This window comes from Nocardia sp. CWNU-33 (genome assembly GCF_046764895.1).
Taxonomy (GTDB): Bacteria; Actinomycetota; Actinomycetes; order Mycobacteriales; family Mycobacteriaceae; genus Nocardia.
The window spans coordinates 323,271-349,575 of record NZ_JBKOQN010000006.1; the positions used below are offsets into that span (position 1 = coordinate 323,271).

Annotated in this window: 27 protein-coding genes and 1 pseudogene; 14 read left to right on the forward strand and 14 right to left on the reverse strand. The window is 65.5% G+C overall.

Features of this window, described 5'->3' with window-relative positions; all coding sequences use genetic code 11:
* Positions 1-62: 62 nt before the first annotated feature.
* Positions 63-290, forward strand: a pseudogene (locus tag ACLMAL_RS11055) (2Fe-2S iron-sulfur cluster-binding protein); the annotation flags it as partial.
* A 22-nt stretch (positions 291-312) separates the two neighbouring features.
* Here ACLMAL_RS11055 and ACLMAL_RS11060 read toward each other — a convergent pair.
* On the reverse strand, positions 313-447 hold the full coding sequence (locus ACLMAL_RS11060; RefSeq protein ID WP_328406876.1) for a hypothetical protein: 135 nt from the start codon (positions 445-447) through the stop codon (positions 313-315).
* A 98-nt stretch (positions 448-545) separates the two neighbouring features.
* Complete coding sequence (locus ACLMAL_RS11065) at positions 546-1,307, reverse strand: SDR family oxidoreductase (RefSeq protein WP_411998959.1); 762 nt, start codon at positions 1,305-1,307, stop codon at positions 546-548.
* Positions 1,308-1,538: 231 nt separating this feature from the next.
* Between ACLMAL_RS11065 and ACLMAL_RS11070 the strand changes: the two genes are divergently transcribed.
* From ACLMAL_RS11070 to ACLMAL_RS11095, 6 genes are all read left to right on the forward strand, one after another.
* Positions 1,539-2,189, forward strand: a complete 651-nt coding sequence (locus ACLMAL_RS11070; protein WP_411998960.1) for an SAM-dependent methyltransferase — start codon at positions 1,539-1,541, stop codon at positions 2,187-2,189.
* A 71-nt stretch (positions 2,190-2,260) separates the two neighbouring features.
* Entirely contained in the window at positions 2,261-3,529 is a 1,269-nt protein-coding gene (locus ACLMAL_RS11075) for a glycosyltransferase (protein WP_411998961.1), read from the forward strand.
* Positions 3,529-5,619, forward strand: coding sequence for a glycosyltransferase family 39 protein (locus ACLMAL_RS11080; RefSeq protein ID WP_411998962.1), 2,091 nt, complete (start codon positions 3,529-3,531; stop codon positions 5,617-5,619). Before ACLMAL_RS11075 ends, ACLMAL_RS11080 begins: the two co-directional genes overlap by 1 nt.
* Before the next feature lie 231 nt (positions 5,620-5,850).
* Complete coding sequence (locus ACLMAL_RS11085) at positions 5,851-6,150, forward strand: hypothetical protein (RefSeq protein WP_411998963.1); 300 nt, start codon at positions 5,851-5,853, stop codon at positions 6,148-6,150.
* A 124-nt stretch (positions 6,151-6,274) separates the two neighbouring features.
* Positions 6,275-6,616: a hypothetical protein gene (locus ACLMAL_RS11090; protein ID WP_411998964.1), complete on the forward strand. Its 342-nt coding sequence runs from the start codon at positions 6,275-6,277 to the stop codon at positions 6,614-6,616.
* Between the two features lie 174 nt (positions 6,617-6,790).
* Positions 6,791-7,705 (forward strand): D-alanyl-D-alanine carboxypeptidase family protein, encoded by a 915-nt coding sequence (locus ACLMAL_RS11095; protein ID WP_411998965.1) that lies wholly within the window; start codon positions 6,791-6,793, stop codon positions 7,703-7,705.
* A 382-nt stretch (positions 7,706-8,087) separates the two neighbouring features.
* Here ACLMAL_RS11095 and ACLMAL_RS11100 read toward each other — a convergent pair whose 3' ends face one another.
* Both ACLMAL_RS11100 and ACLMAL_RS11105 read right to left on the reverse strand, forming a co-directional pair.
* Positions 8,088-8,456, reverse strand: coding sequence for a hypothetical protein (locus tag ACLMAL_RS11100; RefSeq protein WP_411998966.1), 369 nt, complete (start codon positions 8,454-8,456; stop codon positions 8,088-8,090).
* A gap of 247 nt (positions 8,457-8,703) precedes the next feature.
* Entirely contained in the window at positions 8,704-9,102 is a 399-nt protein-coding gene (locus ACLMAL_RS11105) for a hypothetical protein (RefSeq protein WP_411998967.1), read from the reverse strand.
* 578 nt (positions 9,103-9,680) lie between these two features.
* On the opposite strand from ACLMAL_RS11105, the gene ACLMAL_RS11110 reads away from it, so the two are divergent.
* Positions 9,681-10,322: a histidine phosphatase family protein gene (locus ACLMAL_RS11110; protein ID WP_411998968.1), complete on the forward strand. Its 642-nt coding sequence runs from the start codon at positions 9,681-9,683 to the stop codon at positions 10,320-10,322.
* 216 nt (positions 10,323-10,538) lie between these two features.
* Positions 10,539-10,985, forward strand: a complete 447-nt coding sequence (locus ACLMAL_RS11115; RefSeq protein WP_411998969.1) for an IPT/TIG domain-containing protein — start codon at positions 10,539-10,541, stop codon at positions 10,983-10,985.
* 33 nt (positions 10,986-11,018) lie between these two features.
* Here the strand turns inward: ACLMAL_RS11115 and ACLMAL_RS11120 are convergent, their stop codons facing one another.
* Complete coding sequence (locus tag ACLMAL_RS11120; protein WP_411998970.1) at positions 11,019-12,098, reverse strand: hypothetical protein; 1,080 nt, start codon at positions 12,096-12,098, stop codon at positions 11,019-11,021.
* 193 nt (positions 12,099-12,291) lie between these two features.
* Between ACLMAL_RS11120 and ACLMAL_RS11125 the strand changes: the two genes are divergently transcribed.
* Positions 12,292-12,900, forward strand: coding sequence for a hypothetical protein (locus tag ACLMAL_RS11125; protein ID WP_411998971.1), 609 nt, complete (start codon positions 12,292-12,294; stop codon positions 12,898-12,900).
* A 454-nt stretch (positions 12,901-13,354) separates the two neighbouring features.
* Here the strand turns inward: ACLMAL_RS11125 and ACLMAL_RS11130 are convergent, their stop codons facing one another.
* Positions 13,355-13,609, reverse strand: coding sequence for a hypothetical protein (locus tag ACLMAL_RS11130; protein WP_411998972.1), 255 nt, complete (start codon positions 13,607-13,609; stop codon positions 13,355-13,357).
* Between the two features lie 266 nt (positions 13,610-13,875).
* A complete protein-coding gene (locus ACLMAL_RS11135) occupies positions 13,876-14,355 on the reverse strand; it encodes a DNA-directed RNA polymerase subunit beta (RefSeq protein ID WP_411998973.1) in 480 nt (159 codons plus the stop codon).
* 496 nt (positions 14,356-14,851) lie between these two features.
* Between ACLMAL_RS11135 and ACLMAL_RS11140 the strand changes: the two genes are divergently transcribed.
* The 3 genes from ACLMAL_RS11140 to ACLMAL_RS11150 all read left to right on the forward strand — a co-directional run bounded on the left by ACLMAL_RS11140 (position 14,852) and on the right by ACLMAL_RS11150 (position 16,540).
* The gene (locus ACLMAL_RS11140; RefSeq protein WP_411998974.1) at positions 14,852-15,742 is read left to right on the forward strand and encodes a helix-turn-helix domain-containing protein; all 891 of its coding nucleotides are present in this window, start codon (positions 14,852-14,854) and stop codon (positions 15,740-15,742) included.
* Positions 15,739-15,945, forward strand: coding sequence for a DUF397 domain-containing protein (locus ACLMAL_RS11145; RefSeq protein WP_411998975.1), 207 nt, complete (start codon positions 15,739-15,741; stop codon positions 15,943-15,945). Before ACLMAL_RS11140 ends, ACLMAL_RS11145 begins: the two co-directional genes overlap by 4 nt.
* Positions 15,946-16,174: 229 nt before the next feature.
* The gene (locus ACLMAL_RS11150; protein WP_406234109.1) at positions 16,175-16,540 is read left to right on the forward strand and encodes a hypothetical protein; all 366 of its coding nucleotides are present in this window, start codon (positions 16,175-16,177) and stop codon (positions 16,538-16,540) included.
* Positions 16,541-16,694: 154 nt separating this feature from the next.
* On the opposite strand, the gene ACLMAL_RS11155 is transcribed toward ACLMAL_RS11150, so the two are convergent.
* Positions 16,695-17,477, reverse strand: a complete 783-nt coding sequence (locus tag ACLMAL_RS11155; RefSeq protein WP_411998976.1) for an SDR family oxidoreductase — start codon at positions 17,475-17,477, stop codon at positions 16,695-16,697.
* 214 nt (positions 17,478-17,691) lie between these two features.
* Between ACLMAL_RS11155 and ACLMAL_RS11160 the strand changes: the two genes are divergently transcribed.
* The gene (locus ACLMAL_RS11160; RefSeq protein WP_411998977.1) at positions 17,692-18,720 is read left to right on the forward strand and encodes a hypothetical protein; all 1,029 of its coding nucleotides are present in this window, start codon (positions 17,692-17,694) and stop codon (positions 18,718-18,720) included.
* Positions 18,721-18,745: 25 nt separating this feature from the next.
* Here ACLMAL_RS11160 and ACLMAL_RS11165 read toward each other — a convergent pair whose 3' ends face one another.
* The 6 genes from ACLMAL_RS11165 to ACLMAL_RS11190 form a co-directional block, all read right to left on the reverse strand.
* Positions 18,746-19,360: a TetR/AcrR family transcriptional regulator gene (locus tag ACLMAL_RS11165; RefSeq protein ID WP_328406906.1), complete on the reverse strand. Its 615-nt coding sequence runs from the start codon at positions 19,358-19,360 to the stop codon at positions 18,746-18,748.
* A gap of 4 nt (positions 19,361-19,364) precedes the next feature.
* Entirely contained in the window at positions 19,365-20,147 is a 783-nt protein-coding gene (locus ACLMAL_RS11170; RefSeq protein WP_411998978.1) for an enoyl-CoA hydratase family protein, read from the reverse strand.
* Between the two features lie 174 nt (positions 20,148-20,321).
* The gene (locus ACLMAL_RS11175) at positions 20,322-21,482 is read right to left on the reverse strand and encodes an acyl-CoA dehydrogenase family protein (RefSeq protein ID WP_411998979.1); all 1,161 of its coding nucleotides are present in this window, start codon (positions 21,480-21,482) and stop codon (positions 20,322-20,324) included.
* Positions 21,483-21,549: 67 nt separating this feature from the next.
* A complete protein-coding gene (locus tag ACLMAL_RS11180) occupies positions 21,550-23,553 on the reverse strand; it encodes an acetyl/propionyl/methylcrotonyl-CoA carboxylase subunit alpha (protein WP_411998980.1) in 2,004 nt (667 codons plus the stop codon).
* An 8-nt stretch (positions 23,554-23,561) separates the two neighbouring features.
* On the reverse strand, positions 23,562-25,160 hold the full coding sequence (locus ACLMAL_RS11185; RefSeq protein ID WP_328406910.1) for an acyl-CoA carboxylase subunit beta: 1,599 nt from the start codon (positions 25,158-25,160) through the stop codon (positions 23,562-23,564).
* Entirely contained in the window at positions 25,157-26,305 is a 1,149-nt protein-coding gene (locus ACLMAL_RS11190; RefSeq protein WP_411998999.1) for an acyl-CoA dehydrogenase family protein, read from the reverse strand. Before ACLMAL_RS11190 ends, ACLMAL_RS11185 begins: the two co-directional genes overlap by 4 nt.

Here is a 26,305-nt window from a genome sequence, read left to right on the forward strand (position 1 = left end):
CGAATTCGCACGTGCGCACCCTGGAAATCGTCGAAGTGATCAAGGAGACCGACGCCGAATTACCATGGCCGCGAACGTCCACACTGTTGGACACTCTGCTGGCCAACGGCTACGACGCCCCCTATTCCTGCCGTGCCGGCGAATGCAGCGCCTGCGCCTGCACGGTGCGCGCGGGCGAGGTCAGCATGCTGCGCAACGAAACTCTCGTCGACGCCGACCTCGCCCTCGGCCTCACCCTCGCTTGCCAGTCGGTGCCGCTGACCGACCACGTCGAGATCGAACTCGACTAACCGGCCGAGGACGATCCCGCGGTCAGCGCTTCTTGGGCAGGAAGGTGGCCTCGGTGCTCGCATCACCGGCCGACTTGGCCTTCTTCTCCGCTCGCTTTTCCTTGAGAGACTTGCCGGACTTCTTCGTCATGCCACTGCGCGGAGATTTATCGGACATCGTGGTCCTTCGATTGGAGACCTGAACGGTCCCGATCCCCCGACCGTACGCTACGGCGGAGGGGCTCGGAGTCCGGCTTTCCGCTGGAGAGCGGATTTTCAGCCCAGCTGTTCGGTGAGGAAGTCTTCCCAAGTGCGCTTGCCGATTCGCGCGTTGTCGAGATTGAGATTGACGCCCGCACGGTAAGCCTTGCCCGCCTTGCCCGGCACCCGGATCGGCAGGAACGGGCGGCGCTTGCCGACGGCCGTCAAGTAGCTGCGGATCAGCTCTGGCAGCGTGTATACCGTGGGGCCGGCCAAATCCGTCACCAGACCGGCCGGGTCGCCGTTCGCCAGCTCGACCAGGCGCGCGGCCACCTCACGCGAATCGACCGGCTGCCACCGGATCGCGTGGGGAGCCGGGACGATCGGCATCTTCGCCATCGCCTGCACCGTCTTCAGCGCCAGGTCGTGGAACTGGGCGGCCCGCAGGATCGTGTACGGCAGGCCGGACTCGATGATGGCGCGCTCGGCGCCGAGCTTGGCCTTGAAGTACCCGAGCGGGATGGTGTCCGCGCCGATGACCGAGATGTGCACGAAGTGCTGCACGCCCGCGGCCGCGGCGGCCTGCACCAGGTTCTGGGTGGCGATTTCATCGCCCTTGGGGCCGCCCGCAAGGTGCACGATGGTGTCGACACCGGCTACCGCCGCATCGATGCCTTCGCCTTTCAGGAGGTCACCGGTCACGTATTCGATGCCCTCGGTGGCCTCGCGGGTGCTGCGGCTCAGCAGCCGAATCCGGTAGCCGGCCTCCCGCAGCAGCGGCGTGACGTGGCCGCCGAGGGTGCCGGTGCCGCCGGTGAGCAGGATGGTCGAGGTCATCGGTCTCTCCGATCATGGCGGACTGGGAGTCGTCCCAATCGCTTCGTTGGTGGTTCTGCCTAGATGACTGCGCAGGCGGCCGGAGTGTGACAGCGGGTCCATAGTGTGCCGCGTCACCATCGCCTTGATTTGCCGAAACAGCAAAGAAAGTGGCCCGGGAAAGCACCGCGCGGCCATCATTCGATGACGGTGGACAACCACACGCCTGCGACCCCGACAGGAGCACAACCCATGACCGAGATCTCTGAATCGAACGCCACCCAGGAGTTCTGGGAGGAGTTCTATCGAGACCGCGACCAGGTCTGGTCCGGGAATCCCAACCCGCTGCTGGTGCGTGAAGTTGCCGACCTGACACCGGGAAGTGCGCTCGACCTCGGCTGCGGCGAAGGCGGCGACGCCATCTGGCTGGCCGAAAACGGATGGCGGGTCACCGCGGTCGATGTGTCCGCGACCGCTTTACGGCGCGCCGCAGGGCATGCACAGGATGCGGGTGTCGGGGACCGGATCGTCTGGGCCGAACACGATCTGGCGCAGTCGTTTCCGGACGGTTCGTTCGATCTGGTGACCGCGCAGTTCTTCCATTCGCCGGTCGCGCAGGCCGATGAGCGGACCGACGTGCTGCGGCGGGCCGCGGCAGCGGTGTCGCCCGGTGGGGTGTTGCTGATCGCCGGTCACGCCGGGTGGCCGTCGTTCGTGCACGAGCACGACGCGCCCTTCGACGTGCACTTCCCGACGATCCCGGAGGTCATCGACGGACTCCGCCTCGACACGACGGCCTGGCAGGTCGAGACGACCGACGAAGTCCAGCGCGAGGTGACCGGGCCGGACGGTCAGAGCGGGCACCGGGCCGACACTGTCGTGCGCATTCGACGCCTCCGGTAGGACCCGGTTACCCAGCAACCTCACAGCTGGGGCCCAGCTCCACACCAGCGCGGGTGTCGAAGGTGGTCGACATGACCGAAACCGCGACCGCCGTGCACCGGGCGGAGCCGACCGAAGCGGCGATCACTCCCGTGCTGGATGTGGTGATCCCCGTCTACAACGAGGAGACCGACCTCGGGGTATGCGTGCGTCGGCTACACGAGTACCTGCGCGCCGGATTTCCGTTCCCGGCGCGCATCACCATTGCCGACAATGCGAGCACCGACGACACCATGCAGGTCGCACGGCTGCTCGCCGACGAACTCGACGACGTGCAAGTAGTGCATCTGGACGCCAAAGGGCGGGGCAGAGCGCTGCGGACGGTGTGGGAGCAATCCGACGCCCAGGTGGTCGCCTACATGGACGTCGACCTGTCCACCGACCTCAATGCCCTGCTCCCTCTGGTCGCGCCACTGATCACCGGGCATTCCGATCTCGCGATCGGCACCCGATTGAGCGCGTCGTCGCGCGTGGTGCGCGGTCCCAAACGCGAGATCATTTCCCGCTGCTACAACCTGCTGCTGAAAGCCTCACTGCAGGCGCACTTCTCGGATGCGCAGTGCGGATTCAAGGCGATGCGCACCGAGGTCGCGCGCCGGCTGCTGCCGCTGGTACGGGACGGTGAGTGGTTCTTTGACACCGAGTTGCTCGTCCTGGCGGAGCGGACCGGGCTGCGCATTCACGAAGTGCCGGTCGACTGGATCGATGACCTCGACAGCCGCGTCGACATCGTCGACACGGCGCGCAAAGACCTGCTCGGCATCGCCAGGCTCGGTCGGGCGCTGGCCACCGGCGCACTGCCGCTGGAGGAGTTGCGCCGGGCGATCGGGCGCGAGCCGCTGGTGGCGGGCGTGCCGCTCGGCATGGTCGGTCAGTTGGTGCGCTTCGCCATTGTCGGGGTCTCGAGCACCCTCGCTTACCTGCTGCTTTACGTTGTCCTGCAATCGTTCATCGGTGCGCAGCCCGCCAACTTCCTCGCGCTGTTGATCACCGCGGTCGGCAATACGGCCGCCAACCGTGCCTTCACCTTCGGGGTGCGCGGGGTGCGCGGGGCGGTGTCGCACCAGTTCCAGGGTTTGGTGATCTTCGGAATCGGCCTGGCGTTGACCAGCGGATCGCTGTTTACGCTGCATCATTGGGCCCCGGATGCGCCGGTCCATCTCGAGCTGTTCGTGCTGGTGATGGCCAATCTGATTGCCACGCTGACCCGATTCGTCGGGCTACGTTGGGTTTTCCGGAACCCTGCCGATCGACGCGTGTTGGATACCGCGGCACACGGTGACGAAGGAGGTCTCCGATAATGACCACACTGATCGATTCGCGGCCGACCGCGACGGTTGCCGAGCCGCCCAGCAAACGCGACATCCGGTGGGAATACCCCGCCTTGGCCGTGCTGCTGATCGTCACCGCTGCCGCCTATCTGTGCAATCTCAGCTCGAGCGGCTGGGCCAACTCGTTCTATTCCGCTGCGGTACAGGCCGGTTCGGTGTCGTGGAAGGCGTTCTTCTTCGGCTCCTCGGATGCCGCGAACTCGATCACTGTCGACAAACCGCCCGCCTCGCTGTGGTTGATGGAACTGTCGGTGCGTGCGTTCGGCCTCAACAGCTGGAGCATTCTCGTTCCGGAAGTACTGCTCGGCGTCGCTTCGGTGGCGCTGCTGTGGGCGACGGTCCGCAGGCCCTTCGGCCCGGCCGCCGGACTGCTCGCCGGACTGGCACTCACGGTGACTCCTGTTGCGGCGCTGATGTTCCGGTTCAACAATCCGGATGCGCTGCTGGTGTTCTTGATGGTCGCGGCGGCATGGGCGATGACGCGTGCGGTGGCGGACGGGCGCACCCGTTGGCTGGTGCTCACCGGCGTGCTGATCGGATTCGGGTTCCTCACCAAGCAGTTGCAGGTGCTGCTCGTTGTGCCCGCGCTGGCGCTGACCTATCTGATCGCAGGTCCACCGAAGCTCGGCAAGCGGATCTGGCAGCTGCTCGCGGCGGGCGCGGCGATGATCGCCGGAGCGAGCTGGTGGCTGCTGATCGTGGAGCTCTGGCCTGCCTCGTCACGACCATGGATCGGTGGCTCGCACACTAATTCGATCCTCGACCTGACCCTCGGCTACAACGGCCTCGGCCGATTGAACGGCAATGAGCGCGGCAGCGTCGGTCCCGGCGGTGAACTGCCCGCGGGCGGCAACGGAATGTGGGGCAGCGCCGGGATCACCCGCATGTTCGAGCCCGCCCAAGGTGGTCAGATCGCCTGGCTCATCCCGGCCGCACTTGTCGCTCTGGTCGTCGGAATTCTGCTGCGTGGCAAGGCCGCTCGCACCGATCAGCAGCGCGCGGCGCTCGTCCTCTGGGGTGGCTGGCTGCTGGTGACCGGGCTGGTTTTCAGCTTCATGGCGGGGATTTTCCATCAGTACTACACGGTGGCCCTCGCTCCGGCCGTCGCCGCGTTGGCCGGCGCGGGCGCGGTGCTGCTGTGGCGAGGTCGGCACCGATTGTGGGTCCGATCGGCGCTCGCGCTCGCCGTTGGACTCACCACGGCGACTGCGTGGATGTTGTTGTCGCGCAGTGCAAGCTTCGTGCCATGGCTACGGTGGGCGGTGCTCGTTGTCGGCGTGATCGCGACGGTCGCCGTTGCGTTCCCTGCGCCCCGCAAGCTTGCGATCGGGTCGGCATTGGCTGTCGCGTTCGTCGGACTGGCCGGGCCCGTCGCCTACACCGTCGACACTATTGCGACGGGGCATGCGGGGGCGATTCCCTCCGCGGGGCCGAATGTCGGGGGCGGGCATCGTCCGCCGTGGGGTGAGGGCGCGTTCGGGATGAATGGTCCGGACGGCGGACCCGGCGGTGCGATGCCGGGCGCGGACGGGCGAAACTCACAGCCCAACAGCCGGATTCCGATTGGTGGCGGGCGGACCGACGGCGGATCTGCGGCCGGACCGAACGGCGCACCGGGGATGCGTGGGGGCGGCATTACACCGGGTGGCGGCGGCGCACCCGACATGCAGGGTGACCGAGGCCAGGACGGTGGGCCCGGCAATATGCTCATGGCCAGCAAGCCGAGCGATCAGGTGGTCGCGAAGCTGGAACAGAACGGAAGCGACTACACCTGGGTCGCCGCCGCGGTCGGCTCCAATAGCGCAGCCGGGTTCCAGCTGGCCACCGAACTGCCGGTAATGCCGATCGGCGGCTTCAACGGCAGCGACCCCTCACCCACTCTCGACCAGTTCCAGCAGTATGTGGCCGAAGGAAAGATCCACTACTTCATCGGTGGCGGCCGCGGGCCGGGTTCCTCCGGCACCTCGACCAGCGCCCAGATCGCGCAGTGGGTGCAGGAGAACTTCACTGCTGTCGAGGTAGACGGCGTCACGATGTATGACCTGACAGTCGGGCACTGAGAGACCGAGATCCTGTTGCAGACAAGGTGATTCGCCCGATTCTGCGGTCACGGCATGGGCGGCGGCGCGATCCATTCGCGCCGCCGCCCGACTCCGCTCTCCGCTGCTGGGCACCCGATCGACCGAAGCTCGGCGCGCGGCAGCGCTGCCCGCCTTCACATACCCCGAGCCCCCAGACTTGGCGGCACTGCGAGATACGGGTTTCACCGCAAGCGCGGTAGTTTCGCACCCATGTCGACATCGAATAGCAATGTGCAGTGGAAACGCGGAATCAGTGGACTGGTGTTGGCCGGTGCGGTAGTTGCGGGTGTGCTGTCCGGGTCGGCCACGGCTTCGGCCGATAGCGGACAGGTCGTCATCAGCCAGGTCGGTCCGTCGCCGGTGGCGACTGACGGTTGCACCTTCTCTTCCGTCGGTGGTTCGTGCACCGATCCGGGGCCGGTCGGCGGAGCGTTGATCGCCTTTCGGAATTGGCTTGTGAGCATGGGTTACGGGACCGGCAGTTCATCGGGGTCCGCCTACTTCTTCTGACGGTCGAGGGCTTGATCGGAAATATCGATCGACGCGTTATCGCAGCCGCGACCTTGTAACGTGCCGCGACATAACTTCGGATACATCCCATGTAATCAACGACAACCAACGATCGGAGCTCCCCTTGCGAACCTCTGCTCGAGCAGTAGCCATATGCCTGGCCGCTCCCATTGCGGCAGTCGCCCTGACCGGGATAACCGCCGGAACAGCCGCCGCCGCCGCGCCGGGCTGTGAGGGGTCGATGAACGCCGGATTTTCCTACAACGGTGTGTGCCGGGGCGAGGAGGGCACCTACCGACTCGAGATCGATTGCATCGGATACAACCTCGCAGCCAATCCGCCGGCCGTTGGCCAGTTCACGACGCGCCAAGACTTGCCTGTCGGACAAGCGGGCACGGTGAGTTGCTTCGGCCCGAACTGGTCCAGCGCCGGGTGGGCTGTGGGTGCGCGGATCTTCCGGCTCTGACTGCTGAACGCGGCCCCTGGCCAGTACGGAGTTCCCGGTCGGGGGCGTTCGGCAACAGCACCTCGAGGTGACCGACCACCTCGATTAGCCGATTGCATGCTGTTGCCGGAGCGGCGCGGTAATTCGGTCGGTGAAATCCCACTGATTGACGGGAACCCACGGCAGAATGCGGCCATGCGGACATTTGCTCGATTGTTGCAGACTGCCGTCGTCGGGGCGCTGGTCGTGGTCGCTGGTCATGGCGCCACGGCCGCCCCGGCCGCGAGCGAAACCCATATTCACCTGCCCTGGCTGACTTCTGAGCCGGGCGCAGTGCAGGCGTCGGGAGCAGCGCTGGCAGACGGAATCACCGGCACGATGCTGTGGTCACGACAGCCGCACACCCCGGTCCCGATAGCCAGCATCGCGAAGGTGATGACGGCACTGGTCGTGATCAATGCCGGCGACCTCGACCGGACCATTACCGTGCCGCAAGAAATCATCGCCTACGACACCAAGTACGACGGAAGCAACGCAGGCCTGGTCCCCGGCGAGGTGCTCACCGCGCGACAACTCCTATACGCGATGATGCTGCCGTCCGGCTGCGACGCCGCCTATACCCTTGCCGAAGCCTACGGGCCCGGCCAAGACGGCTTCGTCGCCAAAATGAACGACACCGCGCATCAAATGGGCCTGACGGGAACACATTTCACCGATCCCAGCGGGCTGCCCGCTCCCACCGACCACTCCACCTACTCCACACCGGTGGACCTGGTGGCCCTCGGCCTGCGCGCGATGAGCCTGCCGGTGTTCCGCGACGTCGCCGGGTCGCAGAGCTATCACCTGCCCGCCGGCCCGGGCAACCGCGCTCACCTCTGGCAGACCACGAACAGGATGCTGCGCGACTATCCCGGCACTGTCGGCATCAAAACCGGATACACCGACGCTGCGGGAACCTGCCTGTTGTTCCAGACCGTCAGGGCAGGAATACCGCTGATCGGTGTTGTCCTGCACAGCTCACCCGACAGTGACGTCGCCGCAAAGGACGACGCCGAGCGCATGTTGAACTGGGCCTACAACCCGATCCTGAGCGCGCTGCCGATCGGCTAGCGCCGAATGCGGCCGGCTTGCCTGCGGATCCCGGTGCGCACCATGCCAAGAAGTCCGACGCGGAGGATGCCTGTCTCGAGTCGAGATCTCGGCAGGTTCGGGTGGCCGCAAGTTGATGGCCGAGCCGACGTCACAGGCACCGACGATTGCCGGCACGAGTGAGCGCTCATGCGGATTACCGTGCGATGGTTCGTAGCCACCGATGCTGACCCCCGACCGAGTCCGAGGATCGGCTCTACGGGCTGCAGAGGGGCCAGTTCCTCCGCGCAGGCGTGCAGTTCGGACAAAAGTACGGGATCGGGCACGGCCGGGCCGACTCCCCGTGTCGCATTGGCCAGGCATGTCCGCATGACCGCCCGAACCCGCACCGATGAGCGTGCGTTCAATCGGAGCTGACTTTTGTTCCCGGTTTCCGGGTGCTCGCCGTAGCCCCAGACGCACGCAGTAGCCGCGCGATGACTTCCATTTCAACCAGCGTTCCCTCGATCCCGGCACCCAAGAGTTCGTCGGCCATGGAACGTGCTTCCGCCAGGGAAAGCGATCGCGCGACACGGAGGGCTTTCATCACCAATGCTGGTGCGACACTGCTCTTCTCGACTCGAAGCACCGTCACTCCGTTCGCAGCCAAGAGTGCGTCACGCATACGCGGCGGTGCCGGATCGATGCCACATTCCCACCAGGTGCTTCCGCAGGTTGAACACTGGGCCTCGAGATCCCATCGGTGATCGTCGCCGACGAGCGCCTCGGTCACCGAGGACTCGAACACCGTCCGGCAGTCGCCGCAACGTACCGAGTACGGCGCGGATTCGAATACGAGGTCCGCCACCGCCGAATCCTAAGCCACCCGGACCGACACACAGAACGTCTTTCTATGTCGCATACCGCGCGGTTCCCAAGCCACGGCAACACCCGGGTTCGACGGTAGGTAGCCGTGTCGCGGGGTCCGGAGAGAACCCCTCGACACGGCCACCCGCTGAGCTGCGCCGACCCCGCATCCCTCAGGCAGCGTCGAGGGCCGCGGTGATCTTGCGGGCCATCGCCGCCACAGCAGGGGTGGGCTCACCCTTGCCGGGCGCGGTGGCGGCTTCGACGGCGACCAGGACGGTGTCGCGGAAGTTGACGGCCTCGCCCGGATGCTGTGTGCCGAGCAGGCTCATGGCTGCGGTCAGGGCAGGCAGCACCTGGTCGGCGAGTTCGGCGACGGACTTGCCCGGCAGGTGGATGTCTTTGGAGTTGGCGGCGAGCACGTGCCCGACCAGCCCGGTCGCCGAGGTCAGGGCGATGGAGCCGTGTGTGATGCCCTTGTGCGGTGCACCGGCGGCGGCCAGCAGCGACACCGCACCGTAGGCGGCGGTGCGCAGGGTGCTCTTGTCCTGGTCGGTCAGGGTGATGGACATGTCGTGTACTCCTCGAAATCGGTTGTGGCACCGACCCGAACCGTGTCGGTGCCGGTCGTTTTGTTCGATGGACACACTGTTGCCGGGCTGACTGACACCGACCTGACACACGCCTGACGCCTCCACTGACACCACGATCGGCCATCTGGCTTCGGTCGTGAATTCGGCGGTGGCGGGACGTACCTGGTCCGGTGTGGTGAGGGTGTCGCTCCAGTAGTCGAGCAGCATCTTCATGATCGGCTGGGGGATGACGCAGGTTCATCGTTTGGCTTGCGGCTCGTGGAGTCTGTGGTCAGTGGGTGCTGTCGCCGCGATCGTTGGTGGGGATGTCCGCCGGGTGGAGTTCGTCGACGTGGCTGATGGCTGTTGCGGCGACTTCCTCTTATATCCTGTGCAACAACGCGATTCGAGGATGCTGCGCCCGTGAGAGGTTTTCGGTCTCGCGGCCAGAAGAGCTCCTCGGGTTGTGGTGGTCGGCGACGTCGGCGGGATGAAGCTCCACGGCCCGGACTACTTTTCTTCGGACCAGTGACGGCGAAGCGATAGCACAACACCGACCAGCCGAATCAGGAGAGTTCATGCAGGATGTATACGTGGTGAGCCACCCGCACGCGGAGCACACCCAACTCGATCTTGTTGGCGGGTGGCACGACTCGCATCTGACTGCGCGTGGCCGACGCGATGCGCACCTGGTTGCCGAAGAGTTGAACCGCCGCCGCGACACACCGCGGCCGATCCGCATCACAACATCCGACCTTGCCCGATGCGCCGAAACCGCCACGATTCTCGCCACAACACTCGCCGCCCCCGTCACCACAGACCCCCGGCTTCGCGAGATCAGCTTCGGCGAGGCCGAAGGCCGACCGAACGACTGGCTCGCACAGCGGCAGGTGCCTGCACCCGAGGACAACCGGCTCGACCACCGCGGCCCCATCCTCGGTGCCGAGACCCGGCGCGAAGTCGCAACCCGGGTCGGGGCATGCATACGCGAACTGATGACCGACATCGTTCATGACCACGTCGTGGTCACTCACGGATACGCGCTGACGTTCGTCATCACCACCTGGATGCAGATCCCCGTCGACGCAGTCGGATTCGCATCCTTCGCGACAACACCGGGCGCGATCACCCACCTGCGCCTCGACGACTACTGGCGCAACCGCGCCCTGCTCAGCCTCGCCGACACCTCCCACCTGACACCGATCAGACCTGAACGGTGACGAAACGGGCTGATCACCCGACCGGATCCGGCCAGTCGATCAGTCCCGAAACCCTGGGGTCCGAATGAGACGACGCGGGCCGCGAGGTCGGGCACGCCGTACTCGAATCCGCAGCTCGCCGTAGGTTTTGGGCCATTCGTATGCGCTGGCCTCCGCCGGACTGTCACGCTAGTTGCTACCGCACCGAGCAGCTCGTGATACGAGGAGGACATGTCGATGCTTGAAATCACCAAACTGAGCACTGACGAGGCCCTGGTAAGCGGCGGTACCGAGGTCATCGTGACCGGGTGGGGTTTCCAAGGAGCCAGCCGGGTGTTCTTCGAAGATCAGAACTCGAAGCAATACGACGTGCAGAAGTACACGGTGGACAGTGACAGCCGCATCACGCTGGTCAGTCCTGACACAAAGGGCACGACCGGCAAGTTCGACATCTTCGTCGTCGGTGGGAAAGAGTCCACGGTTTCGAAGGTTCACAGCGTGGTCCCTGACGGTGACGGTATGCGCAGCACGGGACCATTCGGAGTCACCCGAACGATGGTTCCCAGCCGCGCCGCTGAGATTTATGTGAGGGATCGCCTCCTGGCGGATATCCTCTGGGACGACTTCATTCGGGCGCAGCAGGAGCCGTTCAGTTGTAGTGGTCCGGGGCCGTCCACGGAGTAGACAGCGCCGCATGTCTGCGTGCGTCCGCTCGGCTCACATGCGTTGAATCCCCCACTGCACGAGCTTTTCCACAGGCATGTCCCATGCCCGTACCGCCGAGTTGGGAACCAACGTCGTGATCTCCGGAACTCCGTCCAGGTCCGGGACCGTGGCGAGAAAGTGGAGATAGCTGCCATCTTCGAGCCGGGTCGAGAAGGGGTGATCGGGATGGTCGGGCTCGGCGTCGAACGACAACTCGGGCTCAGCGGCGAGCCACGGCTCGAGCAGGTCTTCGACTTGGGTAAAAGAGGCTCGGGTGAGCCATTCTCGTTGTGGCCCCTCCGTGGAGAAGTAGTCGATCATGGAGAAGCAGAGAGTCGACCAGTCTTCGATATCGCTTGCGCGGCACTGTTCGGCCAGTCCATCGATGTCGAAATCGTGTAGTTCGGGATCCGGAGTGCCGACAGCCAAGGTGACAATGCCGTTATAGATGTCCTGATCGTCGGCGCCGAAGCAACCCAACGCGGACTTCACCTCGCTAGCGAACCTGCGGTACTCGTCGGGTGTGAAGAATTCACACCAAGAGGGGACCGTACCGTCTGGTCCACACGGGTCGTCGGGCACCACCGCACGTCCGGCTTCCTTGCAGGCGCCCAGCAGCGGGGTGACGGATTTCCGCAGGGTGCCCCGTTCTCGATCTCGGACCAGCTGGCGCAGAAAGAATTCCGGGATCACACCTGCCCTGAACTCGGCCGGGGTGTTGGAGCGGATGACCGTGGTGCGGTTGTAGGGGTTGAGGTCGTCATCTTCACGATCCTGATAACCCCATCGGGCCGGCGCGACACGTAACAGGACTTCACCGATGTATCGCACCGTGCCGGTGGTGAACTCCGCGTTGTCCTCGATGCCGATCGCAGCCTGGTCTGGATAGCGCTCCAGCACAATCTGTTCCAGCGCGTCCAGGGAGTCGAGCGTGAAGTCGAAAGGAAAATCTGCGGGCAGGTAGCAACGGCGCCACTGCTCCAGCGCACTTCCCATGGTGGCCAACCATCGGTCCAGAAAGACGCGTGCCGCCGCGGTCATGGTCACGCGGTCCTCGGCCATGTACGCCTCGGTTCGGTCATGCTCGTGCACGATGTACATCCTCATTTGCTGTCGATGAGATCCCAATCTTGAATTACACACTCGACGAGAATCGGCTGCGGCCGCGTGTGTCCACGCGTGATCGGCACCGGAAGCCCAACACGACGCACTCGCCGCGGCCGGCTGCGAGAAACTGCGGCCAGGCGCATATCCCCACCGTCGGCGGGCTGAGAGCATTGTCCTGATGGGAATAGACATCGATGGTGTCATCGAGAGCCGCTCGGCCCACGGGTGTTGGGAGGTTGCGGTTGACCTGCTGGACTTCCAGCTCGGGCGGGACTACAACGCATGGAACTGCCTCTTCGACGTCCGCGGGGCGGAGGATGTGCGTGCGCTCTTCTCCCACAGAGGGTTGCCGAACGACGTCTCGGATCCGGTGCGGGAGAGCGCTGCCGACGACTGCCAGCACGGCCATACGTACGCCACGTGGGCTGAAGTCGCTGCGGTCGACTGGGACGCGCCGCTTGCCGACGAGCCTGCCTTTTACTTCGTAGGCGAGTGGCGGCCGGGTGCGGACGGCGAACTTGTCCTGTACGACACCGTATGGGCTACGCCTGATCTAGGCGAGGCGGCGGCCGACACCTTCGGCGGGGATCTGCTCCTCGCACCGTCCGAGTGGCCGCCGGGTGGTGAGGTGTGTCTGGACGGCGTGGTGTACCGGCCCGTGTTCCTCACTGCGAGGATGTTCGCTCCTCCGGATGAGGAGTGCTGGTCAAGAGTCTGGACGGCGATGCGGGATCTCGCTGCCGAGCATGGGAATGAAAACGTTCGCCTGGTCGTCTGGTTCGCCTGAGTGCTCGTTCAGAGACGATCATGCAAACCGATGACAGCGTCCGGTAACGCATGCTTGTGAGACACCGTGGGGCGCTGCGGATTCACGGTCGCTCTTCGTGTTTCGGTAGCCAAAATAGTAGCGCCCCAACTGGCCCACAGCGTCTCCCGAGTGCGCAGGACTTCGGACATCAGTGACGGCGACTTCGAAACTCGACATGAACTCGACAGACTCGCCGTCCAACCTATTCAGGGTCGACGGTCAGGTTCCAGAAACAATCGCTCATTAGGTAGGCGAACCAACCCGCTTGTGTCGCCGGGGATCACGTTCACCGCATCCATGTAGTGGCGTGATCGGTGTTCCTCCACGAACCGCAAGGCCGCAGTCACACACGCGACGAAATCCAGCCGCACACCATGCAGGAACACGCTCAGGTGGACATCCTCCTCGTCCGGTCTCGGGGAACCGTTGGTGCTCATGATGTTTCCGTATCTCGAACGCTGGTGGGGCGTACCGGGATCGCTTCGAGCTGGTCGAGGTTGTCGTGCAGTTCGGGCCAGCCGTTCTCGTCGACGGCACAGAGAGTGCCGTCGGACCTGTGGACGGTTGGCCGACTGTCGGTGGGGGCGATCGCGAGTTTATGGGCGGTTTCCTCGTGGAAGACCGCGAGTAGCGCCCGCACATGTGGGGCGATCTCGCCGGGCGGCAGGTATCGGATCATGTCGGACATCGGTTCACGCTCTCGCCGTGGTATCGGACGGGGTGCTAATAGGCCAGGCGATCCCCAGCGCGTCACGGCTATCGACGACCCGAACACCTGACCAGGTACAGCGGGCCAGCGGATCATCACCCGTGTGTATCTCGATCCGACCCCCGATCAGCGACACCGATTTCAGGCAGTAGTGACGCGGGCACCGTACCTGAATCAGTGCGCTCTCCAGATCGAATCCTGCACTGCCGCAATAGGACCGTTTCATCCCCGGGCTGCTATCGCCTTCAAACATGCGACACCGCCCGCATTCTGCACGGTGCGACACACGCGCGAATCGATGCGATGACGACAAGCCCGGAGGGGCGGAACGTGTCACGCGGTGGCTCGATCCACTGCCGGATGGCCCCCGACTGGGGAGTGGGCGACGGCAAGGCCACCGTTCCGCCTTCGCGGATGACGGAGACGTTGTGCCGGAACAGATCGGCGAACAACGGCACATCGTCGGGCACGTCGGGCCGGATCAGGTACGTCCAGCGGGCCGACCGTGGGTGCGCCACGATCGGCCCGACAGCGGTGCCGCGACGACCCATGTCGTGTTTGACGGCTTGCCCGAGTGGTGTGGGCATCGTCAACGCCCAGACGTGCGTTGCCTTCATGATGATGCGGCCCAGACTCGGCGGGTCGATGTTCGCGGGCAGGTCACACACCCGGCGATAGAAGATGCATCGGGATACCGGGGTATCACCAAACATAATGTGGTCCATCGGGTTTTACCTCTGCTCACATCGTGTGTGGATTGGGCGTGCTCTGCGTCGGGGACTCGGCATCCCGGAACAGGGGCGGTTCTTTGGATGAGCGTGGGCCTGCCCACCCGCGCAGCGCGGTTGCGAAGGTCTCGACTACATCGGCTCGTGCGCCCACGTAAGCGGAGGGTGCCCCGATGAACGGGTCTCGTTGTGGAAGCTCGTTGTTCGGCATTGCCGACCTCCAACATCGACTGCGGCTTAGGTGCGCCCGGCTCCTGAGAACCCCTGATATCGCCGGAACGGAAGAGGATCCGAGGGGAGGATCCATCCGATTCCGTTACCGGGCGCGCTTCCAGTACACAGCAATTCACACGTTCTGGACCGTCCAATGCGGCCATCCCATGAAATACACTGGACGTCCAACCCGGGCCAGTCCAGTACAAGACGGACCGTCACAATGCGGCCCAATAAAACGCGGTCCAGCACGGGCCGAACCGGATAGCGAGGTTAAGCAATGGCAGGGTCTACGCTCCCGCGACGTGCTCTTGGGCGGCTACTGCGCGAACTACGCGCCAAGGCCGGAAAGAGCCAACTGGCAGCAGGACTTTCGATCGAGGTTTCCAAGCAGACAATCGGCCGGGTCGAGGACGGACAGCCGGCCAGAATCAGTACGGCGCAGTTCCGCGATCTGTTGGACTTCTACGGGGCCGATGACGACGCCAGGGAGGAGGTGCTGGGGCTTCTCCAGGAGGTCAAAGCAGCCAAGGGCGATCCTGCTGGCGGCTGGTGGCGCGCGTACGCCGACCTGTTGAACTCACACTTCGATCACTTCATGAGCCTGGAACAGGCATGCGTTCGAATGACAACGTTCCAGCTCACGTTGTTACCTGGCCTATTGCAGACTCCGGCGTACCGCAGGTGGATCGAGGCAACAACCAACCCTGCGATGTCGGCGGTCGAGGTCGAACGAAGTCTGGAGTTGACCGCACGTCGGCAGCGACGGCTAGCAGAGGATGGCGAATTCTCGCTAGACGTGATGTTGTCCGAATCAGTACTGCGGCATCAGGTCGGCGGACGGGAAGTGATGGCCGAGCAGTTGTTACACCTTGCCCAGGTTGGGGCATTGCCGAACGTGTCGGTCCGGGTGATCCCGTTCGCGGCTGGCGGGCACCCGGGGCTTATTGTGCAGTCATTCACCCTGTTCGAATTCCCGCCGCTGAGCGCCAGCCGAATGACGGAACCGCCGGTGGCGTTCGTGGAAGGCTTCACCGGGTCGTTGTTCCTCGAAGAAGATAGTGTCATCGCGCGCCATCGCTCGGCAGTCACCAATCTCCGCCAGGTAGCGTTGGATGAGGATGACACCAGGCGACTGGTGCAAGAGCTTGTAGAGGAGTACGCCGCGTGACCAGGGATCTGTCCGGTGCTAACTGGTACAAGAGCAGCTACAGCCAATCTGGAGGCGATTGCGTGGAGGTCGCTCGTTTGGATGGCGGCCTGGTCGGCGTGCGGGACTCCAAGAATCCGGCTGGTCCGGCGTTGGTGTTCACGTCTGGTGAGTGGGAAGCATTCACCGCTGGCGTGCAAGACGGCGAGTTCACCCACCCGTAGCCCCTGGAACCCCCAGCCCTGCACCTCGATTGATCGTTGAGGTGCAGGGCTTCTTTGCATTCTGAGTGGGATGCGGTCTCGCGCCGCATTCCTATTTCTGAGGCTTTCATCCCGAAAACCCGTCGCGGGCAGCGGACTCCAGCAATGATTGTCCCGAGCGTGACGACGCCAGTCGGGCCCCGCAGCCACCATCAGGTCACGTGCCAACACCGAACAATCAGGGAAAATCGTGAGAACCATTACGAGACTCGCCGTAACCGTTGTCGGCGCACTGGTCGCGATCGCACTCACCATCGGATTCGCGTCCACCGCATCAGCTGCACCAGCGGAATCGACCGATCCGATCGCCGCCGCATCCGAGCCGACCCCGCATGCGACCGAGATCGAAAAGTGTCTGTTGATGGGTGACACCATCGAAATCAGGACGGCGGTAGGCGCGGCGATAGGCGCCGTCCTCGGTGGAATCGTTGGCCTGCCACTCTTCTTCATCGGTGCGATCCCCGGAGCGATCATCGGCGGGCTCCTCGGCGTATTCATCGGTTCCACGTCTTACGCGATCGATGCCGCACACCTCCAGCAACAAGGACTCTGCTGATCGTCGGCAGGGACTGAGCCACATGCAAGCCCGGAACCATCCTGCGAAAAGTGTTGTGCCGCAGGCTTGATACGTTTGTAGACGAGCAGATACATAATTCGCCCGGCGACTCGTCGCCGGGCGAATTATGTTCGGGTGGAGCGTATTACGGCCGTCAGTTGGCCGCCGCATAGTTGGCCTCGACCCATTCGGCGAAGCTGGGGCCCGCGAGCTTGGCGTGCGCGCCGGGCAGCAGGCCGCCGTTCTCGAACTGTTCGCGGTCCGGGTTGGCCGAGTCGCTGCTCTCATGGATCTGGGCGGGGTGGCCGACGCGGGCGGCCAGCGTTGCGGCGGCACCCGCCATCGTCTCCGGCTGCGGGCCCGCGACCTCGGGGAACGGCCCGTCGGTCGATTCCGGTGCCGGGTTGACGGCCAGCTCGACGAGGGCCTCCGCGACCGTGCGGGCGGCAACCAGCTGGGTGCGCATGTTCGGCAGGTACGCCACCTCGCCCTGGGTTCCCCACTGGGTCATGACCTCGACCAGCTCGTGGAACTGCGCGGCCCGCAGGATCTGCACCGGCAGCGGCCCTTCCAGCAGCGCCGCTTCATGGGCGAGCTTGGCGGCGTTGTAGCCCGCGACGGAACCATCGATGCCGATGATGGACACCACGACCAATCGCTCGACGCCGGCCTTCTGCCCTGCCTCGTGCAGGTTCTTGGCAGCGGCACGGAAGAACTCCGTCGCGATGTCCTTGTCGGGGGACGGCGTGCTGGACGCGTCGATGACCACCTCGACCCCGTCGAGCGCCTCGACCAGTCCCGCGCCGGTCTCGATATCGACCCCATTCTTCCGGGAGAACGCGACAACCTCGTGGCCCTGCTCGGTCAGCACATCCACCACGTGGCGGCCCAGCCGTCCGGTCGCTCCGGCCACTGCGATCTTCTTGGTGTTCGACATGATTCCTCCTGTGTTCGGCTGCGGTATTCCGCGTTCATCGACAGGACGACACAGCCCGGGCGAGTGTGACATCACCACGAACACCGATCGAAAGACATCGCCTGTGATCACGGGGGAACCTGGTTGCTCGCGCGGTGGATTCCTCGAAATACCTTGCACAGCACTGCCTCTGCGAGGTTCGACAAGCGAAACACCGGTCGATAGCGTGCTGGGGGTGACTGTAGGAAACGATCAATTGCTGGATGCCGTCGCGGACTTCGAGCGCGCGGTGCGAGGAGACGAGCCGGAGGGCATGGCGCAGACGCACGGCGCACTGCGCCACCTGGTCGGCGACGCGAATCCGGCGGCGCTGACACAGGCCGGTCCCCGGCTGGCCGCCGTACTGGAGGATGTACCGCTCGGCGGCCGAGCGGATATCGCGGTCATGATCGGCTACTGCGTCGAGGTCGGCGCCGACCCGGTCTCGTGCGCGCCCCCGGTGCTCGCGAATCTCGCGGAAGTACTGGATGGCGCGATGGAATTGATCGAGCAGGTGTCAGCCATCAAGGACTTGGAACTGCCGGACCCCGAGGATATCGACGAGGAGAGCGAACTATTGGGGCTGATGTTCGAGACGTTCGGCCCCCAGGCCACCCTGTCCTGGTTGACGCTGTCGCCGTGGGTGACGGCATCGCTGTCCATGCTGCAGCGCAAGGCGGTTCGCCAGGGCCTCGGCCCCATCCGGGAGCTGCTGACACAGCGTTATCAGGCTTATCTCGAGGCTTCCGGCTCGGACGGCAAGGACATCGACTACGCGTTGCTGGTGTTGGACGACGAGCCGCTGATCGTTCTGGACCGCGACACCAGCACCGGCTACCAGCTGCGCATGAGCGGGATCGCCGACAACTTCCAACTGCAGACGTTGCTCGGCGACGCTCTCATCGGTGGCGGACATCTCGCGGGAGAGCCGCCGTCGGCCGAGGCGGTCGCGGTCTCGCGCGATAGCGACGGCCGAGTACCGACCGTCGTCTCATTCATGTTCCACGCCCCCGACGGGACACGGATCTGGAACGAGGGCACACCGTCCGATATCCCGGTCATCGACGGCGCCCGATTGCTGGTGCTCGACGAGATGCCGTATCCACATCATTGCCCGGCGCTGCGGTACTTCCCGAGCATGATCGCCGAGCTCGAGCTGGATCGGGCACTGAGCCCGACGGAGTGCGCCACCTGGTTCGCGCATGTGCGGCCCGCCGAGAGGTAGAACTGAATTAGCTGGTCGGCCTGGGTCAGCGGGGCGCGTTCAGGGCGGCATGCAGGGTGGCCGCCCACTGATGGACGATTTCCTTGCGGCGCGCGGAGTCGTCGGTGAGGACGTCGGCCAGGCCGAGTCCGCGGGCCAGGTCTAGGGTTGCCTGCACCAGGTGGTGGGCAACGGGGTCGGTGTCGTCGACGCCGAGGGCCGCCACCGCGCGGCGGTGGGAGATACGGCCGAATTTGGCTTCCAGAGGGACGATTCGCTCGCGCAGGGCCGGGTCGGCCGCGGCGTGGGTCCACACCTGAAGTGCGGCTTTGAACAGCGGACTCGTGTAGGACTCGACCAGACCCGCGACCACGGCTTCGGTGCGGGCGACGCCGTCGGCGACGGCGGCGACCGTCTCGGCTTCCGCTCGAGCCTGGTCGGTCCGGGTGTCGAACATGTACTCGAGTGCGGCGGTGATCAGGTCTTCCCGGGTCGGAAAATGGTGCTGTGCCGCACCACGTGACACCCCGGCCCGTTCGGCAACCACCGCGACGGTGGCGGCGACCCAGCCGGTTTCGGCAAGGCAGTCGATGGTCGCCTCCAGCAGCCGCTGCCGGGTGGCCCGGCTGCGGTCCTGCTTGGGTTCGTGGGGTGTCGCCATGGGCTTATTCTGCCCAGCTCGGTGGGCGGCGCTGCAGGAAGGCCATCATGCCCTCCTGCACCTCGGGGGTTCCGAAGAAGCTCGCGGAACGTCTGGCGAGCTCGTCGGCCGACACCTCGAACTCGGCCAGGATGGCCGCGTTCACCAGCCGCTTGGCCTCGGCGAGGCCCTGCGGGGACCCCTTGCGCAGCTCTGCGGACAGCCGCGCCACCTCGGCCGCCGGATCCGCGGCGGTGACGGTGACCAAACCGATCTGCTCGGCGACGTCGGCGCCGAACTTCTCACCGGTGAGGTAGTAGCGGCCGGCCGCGCGTGGGCTGAGCCTCGGCAGCAGGGTCAGCGAAATCATGAACGGCGCCAACCCGATTCGCACCTCGGTGAGGGCGAAACTACTGCCGGGCCCGGCGACCACGATGTCGCAGGCGGCGACGATGCCCATACCACCGGCACGCACATTGCCGTCGATCTGCGCGATCACCGGCTTCGGAATTTCGACGATTCCGCGCAGCACACCGATCATCACCCGGGTGCGCTCGTCGGCGGCCACGGCCGGATCGACGTTGCTCGCCTCGGTCAGGTCGGCACCCGCGCAGAAGGTATTGCCGGTGTGGGCGAGCACGATTCCCCGCACCGCCGGATCGGCCGCCGCGTCGTCGAGGCCCTTCAGCAGCTCGGCGACCAGCTTCGAGGACAGCGCGTTGCGGTTGTGCGGTGAATCGAGGGTGAGTACCGCGAAGCCATCACGGACCTCGTAGCGCACGTACGGCGCGGTGGATGTCTCGGTCATCGAGTCTCCTGTGTCTCTGAGATGCTGCCCGTCATGCGGTGCCCGCCGCCCCGGCAGCTTTCGAGGCCCGGTCATATCGCGCAGGCCGAGGCATTCCGTGGATCCCGGCACTGGCCGGGATCCACGAAACCGCTCTGGAAGGCGATGCCGGTAGGGACGACATGGGCACGGATATCAGTAGGACTTCGGCAGGCCGAGGGAGTACTGGGCGACGAAGTTCAGGATCATTTCGCGGCTGACCGGCGCGATGCGGCCGATCCGCGCTGCGGCGAGCATGGCGGCGAGGCCGTACTCCTTGGTCAGTCCCGCACCACCATGGGTCTGGATGGCCTGATCGAGCGCCTTGATACTCGCCTCTGCCGCAGCGTATTTCGCCATGTTCGCGGCCTCGGCCGCGCCCATCTCGTCGCCCGCGTCGTAGAGCGTCGCGGCCTTCTGCATCATCAGCTTGGCCAGCTCCAGCTCGACCTTCACCTGGGCCAGCGGATGCGAAATGCCTTGGTGCGCACCGATCGGCGACTTCCACACCGTGCGTTCCTTGGCGTATTCGACCGCCCGCTCGATGGCGTAGCGACCCATGCCCACGGCCATCGCAGCACCCATGATGCGTTCCGGGTTGAGGCCGGAGAACAGCTGCATCAGCGCCGCGTCCTCCCTGCCGACCAGCGCGGTCGCGGGCAGCCGCACGTCATCGAGGAACAGCGTGAACTGGTGGTCCGGCTCGATGATGTCCATTTCCTGCGGCGTCTTCTGGAAGCCTTCGGCATCGGTCGGCACGATGAACAGCGCGGGCTTGAGCTTGCCGGTCTTGTGGTCCTCGGTGCGCGACACAATGAGCACCGCCTCGGCCTGGTCCACACCGGAGATGAAGATCTTGCGGCCGTTGAGGATCCAGTCCTCGCCGTCGCGGCGCGCGGTGGTGGTGATCTGGTGCGAGTTCGACCCGGCATCCGGTTCGGTGATGCCGAAAACCATCTTGCCGCTGCCGTCGGCGAGCTTGGTCAGCCATTCCTGCTTCTGCGCGTCGGTGCCGAACTTGCTGATGATGGTGCCGCAGATGGCCGGTGACACCACCATCAGCAGCAGACCCGCGCCCTGGGCGGCGAGCTCCTCCATCACCAGCGACAGCTCGTACATGCCCGCGCCACCGCCGCCGTACTCCTCCGGCAGGTTCACCCCGAGGAAGCCGAGTTTGCCTGCCTCGTCCCACAATTCGGTGAGCGGCTCGTTCTTGCGCGCCTTCGGGAGCACGTAGTCGCGGTAGTTGTACTTCGACGCGAGCGCGGCGACCGCCGCCCGCAGCGCCTGCTGCTCTTCGGTCTCGATAAAACTCATCAAATCTCCTTTGTCATGCGGTAAACCCGCACCCGGTCGGCCTCGATGATCGCTGCGCGATGGCTTCTCATCGGGCCACCTGGTTGTCGTCGTCGACTGGATCCACGACGGCGAGCACGGCGCCCACATCGACCTGCTGGCCGACGGCGACGTTCAGGGCGCTGAGCACCCCGGCGGCCGGGGCGGAGATGGTGTGCTCCATCTTCATCGCCTCCAGCCACAGGATCGGCTGGCCCTGTTCCACCAGGCTGCCGACCTCCGCACCGAGCCGAATCACGCTGCCCGGCATCGGCGCGAGCAGCGAACCGGTGGCCACCTGGTCGGCCGGGTCGCTGAAACGCGGCAGCCTGCGCACGCTCACCGGGCCCAACGGCGAATCGACGCACACCAGGTCGCCGTAGCGCGCGACCGCGAATTGCCTACGCACGAGGCCACGTTCGCCGGGCACCGCGAGCACGACCCGATCCGGTGTTGCCTCGACCAGTTCGAGACCGTCGCGACCGTCCACCGTCACGCCGTCGCGGGTGCAGAGGTAGCCGATGTCGTGGACGCCGGTGGTCCGGCTCTCGTAGGACTTGCGCTGCGATTGCGAGGGCAGGTTGCGCCAGCCCGCGGGAAAACCGCCGCCGACCCGTGCGGAGCGACGATTGGCTGCCGCATCCGCCAGCGCGGCCGCGACGATCGACAGCGCTTCGTCGGCCTCGGACGCCAAGGGCGCGGAGAGCGCCTCCAGTCCATGGGTGGTGAAGAACGCGGTATCGGTGTCACCGGCGAGGAAAGCCTGGTGCCGCAGCACGCGCACCAGCAGATCACGGTTGGTCACCAGACCGTGAATCTTCGCGCGGTGCAATGCCGTAGCCAGCAACCGCGCGGCCTCGGCGCGAGTGTCGGCGTAGGAGATGACCTTGGCCAGCATCGGGTCGTAGTGCACACCGACGACCGAGCCGTCGACGACACCGGTGTCGAGGCGCACACCCGGCCGATCGAGAACACCGAATTCGGTTGTCACCGAGGGGATGTCGATGCGGTGCACCGTGCCACTCTGCGGCTGCCAGTCGTGTGCGGGATCCTCGGCGTACAGCCGGACCTCGATCGAGTGTCCGCGCATCGCGGGAGCCGACGCGGCGAGCTCACCGCCCGCCGCGACCTCCAGTTGCGATCGCACGAGATCCAGTCCGGTGGTGCATTCGGTGACCGGATGTTCCACCTGCAGCCGGGTATTCATCTCCAGGAAGAAGAACTCGCCCGCCTCGTCGGCCAGGAACTCCACGGTGCCCGCACCGGTGTATCCGATCGCGCCCGCGGCAAGACGGGCCGCCTCGAACAGCCGCTCCCGCATTCCCTCGGTCCGTTCGACCAACGGGGAGGGAGCCTCCTCGATCACCTTCTGATGGCGACGCTGAATGGAGCATTCGCGCTCACCGACCGCCCAGATGGTGCCCTGAGTGTCCGCCATGACCTGCACTTCGATGTGCCTGCCCGTTTCGAGATACCGCTCACAGAACACGGTGGGATCACCGAACGCGGACTCGGCTTCGCGGCGCGCCGCAGCGATCTGCGGCTCCAGCTCGGCGAGGGCGCGCACCACGCGCATCCCGCGACCGCCGCCACCCGCGGACGCCTTGATGAGCACCGGCAGATGCTGCTCGGTGACCTCGGCGGGATCGAGTTCGGCGAGCACGGGCACGCCTGCGGCATCCATCATCTTCTTGGCGGCGACCTTCGAACCCATCTGTTCGATGGCTTCGACGGGCGGGCCGATCCAGACGAGCCCGGCGGCCAGCACGGCACGCGCGAATTCGGCGTTCTCGGAAAGGAATCCGTAGCCGGGGTGGATGGCGTCCGCGCCGGTGGCCAACGCGGCCTCGATGATGAGCTCACTGCGCAGATAGGTTTCCGCGGGGGTGTTACCCGGCAGCCGCACCGCGGCGTCGGCCTCGGCGACATGCGGTGCGGCGGCATCCGCGTCGGAGTAGACCGCGACCGTGCCGATACCCATGCTGCGGCAGGTGGCGAACACGCGCCGCGCGATCTCGCCGCGGTTGGCAACCAAGACATTCGTGATCTGCATCGCGGGCCTCACATTCGGAAGACGCCGAAGCCATCGGCGCCCTTGATCGGAGCGTTGTGAATGGCCGACAAGGACATTCCCAACACCGTGCGGGTATCGCGGGGATCGATGACGCCGTCGTCGTAGAGCCGACCGGACATGAACATCGCCAGCGACTCGGCCTCGATCTGGGCCTCGATCATGGCGCGCATCCCGGCGTCGGCGTTCTCGTCGAACGGCAGCCCCTTCGCCTCCGCGGCGGCGCGGCCGACGATGGAGATCACGCCCGCCAGCTGCGCACCGCCCATGACAGCGGATTTCGCACTCGGCCAAGCGAAGACGAAGCGCGGATCGTAGGCACGCCCGCACATGCCGTAGTGCCCCGCACCGTAGGAGGAACCCATCAGCACCGAGATGTGCGGGACCTTCGAGTTGGAGACGGCATTGATCATCATCGCGCCGTGCTTGATGATGCCCTTCTGCTCGTACTCCTTGCCGACCATGTAGCCGGTGGTGTTGTGCAGGAACAGCAGTGGCGTGTTCGACTTGTTGGCCAGCTGGATGAACTGGGTGGCCTTCTGCGATTCCTCGGAGAAGAGCACGCCGCGTGCGTTGGCGAGGATGCCGACCGGATAGCCGTGCAGCTCGGCCCAGCCGGTGACCAGGCTGCTGCCGTAGAGCGGCTTGAACTCGTCGAAGTCGGAGCCGTCGACAATGCGGGCGATCACCTCGCGCGGATCGAACGGAATCTTCAGATCCGGCGGGACGATGCCGAGCAGATCGGCCGGGTCGTAGAGCGGATCGATCACCGCGGCACGCGGTGCGGGCCCCTGCTTTTTCCAGTTGAGCCGCTTGACGATGGCGCGTCCGATGCGGATCGCGTCCTGCTCGTCGAGCGCGTAGTAGTCCGCGAGACCCGAGACCCGCGCGTGCATGTCCGCGCCGCCGAGCGACTCGTCATCGGACTCCTCACCGGTGGCCATCTTGACCAGTGGCGGCCCGCCGAGGAACACCTTGGAGCGTTCCTTGATCATCACCACGTGGTCGGACATGCCGGGGATGTAGGCGCCACCGGCGGTCGAGTTGCCGAAAACCAGTGCAATGGTGGGGATACCCGCGGCAGAGGCCTGGGTGAGGTCGCGGAACATCCGGCCGCCGGGCACGAAGACTTCCTTCTGCGTCGGCAGGTCCGCGCCACCGGATTCGACCAGCGAGATCACCGGCAGCCGGTTCTCGCGCACGATGTCGTTGATGCGCAACGTCTTTCGCAGCGTCCACGGATTGGAGGTGCCGCCGCGCACGGTCGGGTCGGGCGCGACGATCATGCACTCGACACCCTCGACGATGCCGATGCCGGCGATAGTGCTCGCGCCGACGTGGAATTCGCTGCCCCATCCGGCGAGCGCACACAGCTCCAGGAACGGGGAGTCCTCATCGAGGAGCAGCTCGATGCGTTCGCGCGCGGTCATCTTGCCGCGCTTGCGATGCCTGGCCAGCTTGTCCGGGCCGCCGCCGGCGATCGCCTTGGCGAACTCGGCCTCCACCTCGGTGAGCTTGGCGGTCATCGCCTCCGCGGCCGCCGTGTACTCCGGCGATCCGGTGTCGAGGGTGGTGCGTAGTGTCGTCAAGACTGGTACCCCAATCGTTTCGCCGCCAGACCGGTCAGGATTTCGGTGGTGCCGCCGCCGATGCCGATAATGCGGATATCGCGGTACTGACGTTCCACCTCGGATTCGCGCATGTAGCCCAGCCCGCCGAACAGCTGCACGGCTTGGTTGGCCACCCACTCGCCCGCCTCGACGGCGGTGTTCTTGGCGAAGCACACCTCGGCGATCAGATCCGTTTCGCCGTTCGCGCTGCGCTGGGCCACATCTCGGGTGTAGACCCTGGCCACGTCGATGCGGCGCGCCATTTCGGTCACCGTGTTCTGCACCGACTGCCTGCTGATCAGCGGGCGACCGAAGGTCTCCCGGTTGCGCACCCATTCCAGGGTGAGGTCCAGGCAGCGCTGGGCCTGCGAATATGCCTGCACCGCAAGGCCCACGCGCTCGCTGACGAACGCACCCGCAATCTGATAGAAGCCGGAATTCTCGGCACCGACCAGATTCTCCACCGGCACCCGGACGTCCACGTAGGACAGCTCGGCGGTGTCGGAGGCCAGCCAGCCCATCTTCTCCAGCTTGCGGCTGACCGTGAACCCCGGTGTGCCCTTCTCCACCACGAGCAGTGAAATCCCAGCGGCGCCAGGGCCGCCCGTGCGCACCGCGGTGACAACGAAGTCGGCACGGACGCCCGAGGTGATGTAGGTCTTCGCGCCGTTGACGATGTAGTGGTCGCCGTCGCGTCGTGCGGTGGTGGTGAGGTGGCCGACATCGGAGCCGCCGCCCGGCTCGGTGATGGCAAGCGAGCCGATCTTCGCCCCGGCCAGCGTCGGGCGTGCGAAGCGTTCGATCAGGTCTTCGTTACCGGAGGCGACGATGTGCGGCACCGCGATGCCGCAGGTGAACAGCGAGGCGAACAGGCCGCCGGAACCGCCGGCCTGGTGCAGTTCCTCGCAGACGATCATCGCGTCGATGCCGTCACCGCCGGAACCGCCCACGGATTCGGGGAATTGGATGCCGAGCAGGCCGAGCTCGCCCGCCTTCTTGTGCAGTTCGCGCGGGATCTCGCCGTTGCGCTCCCAGTCGTCGAGATACGGGAGGACCTCGCGCTCGGCGAACCCGCGTACGGTGGCGCGCAATTCGCGCCGCTCGGGGGTGTTCCACGGGCTCAC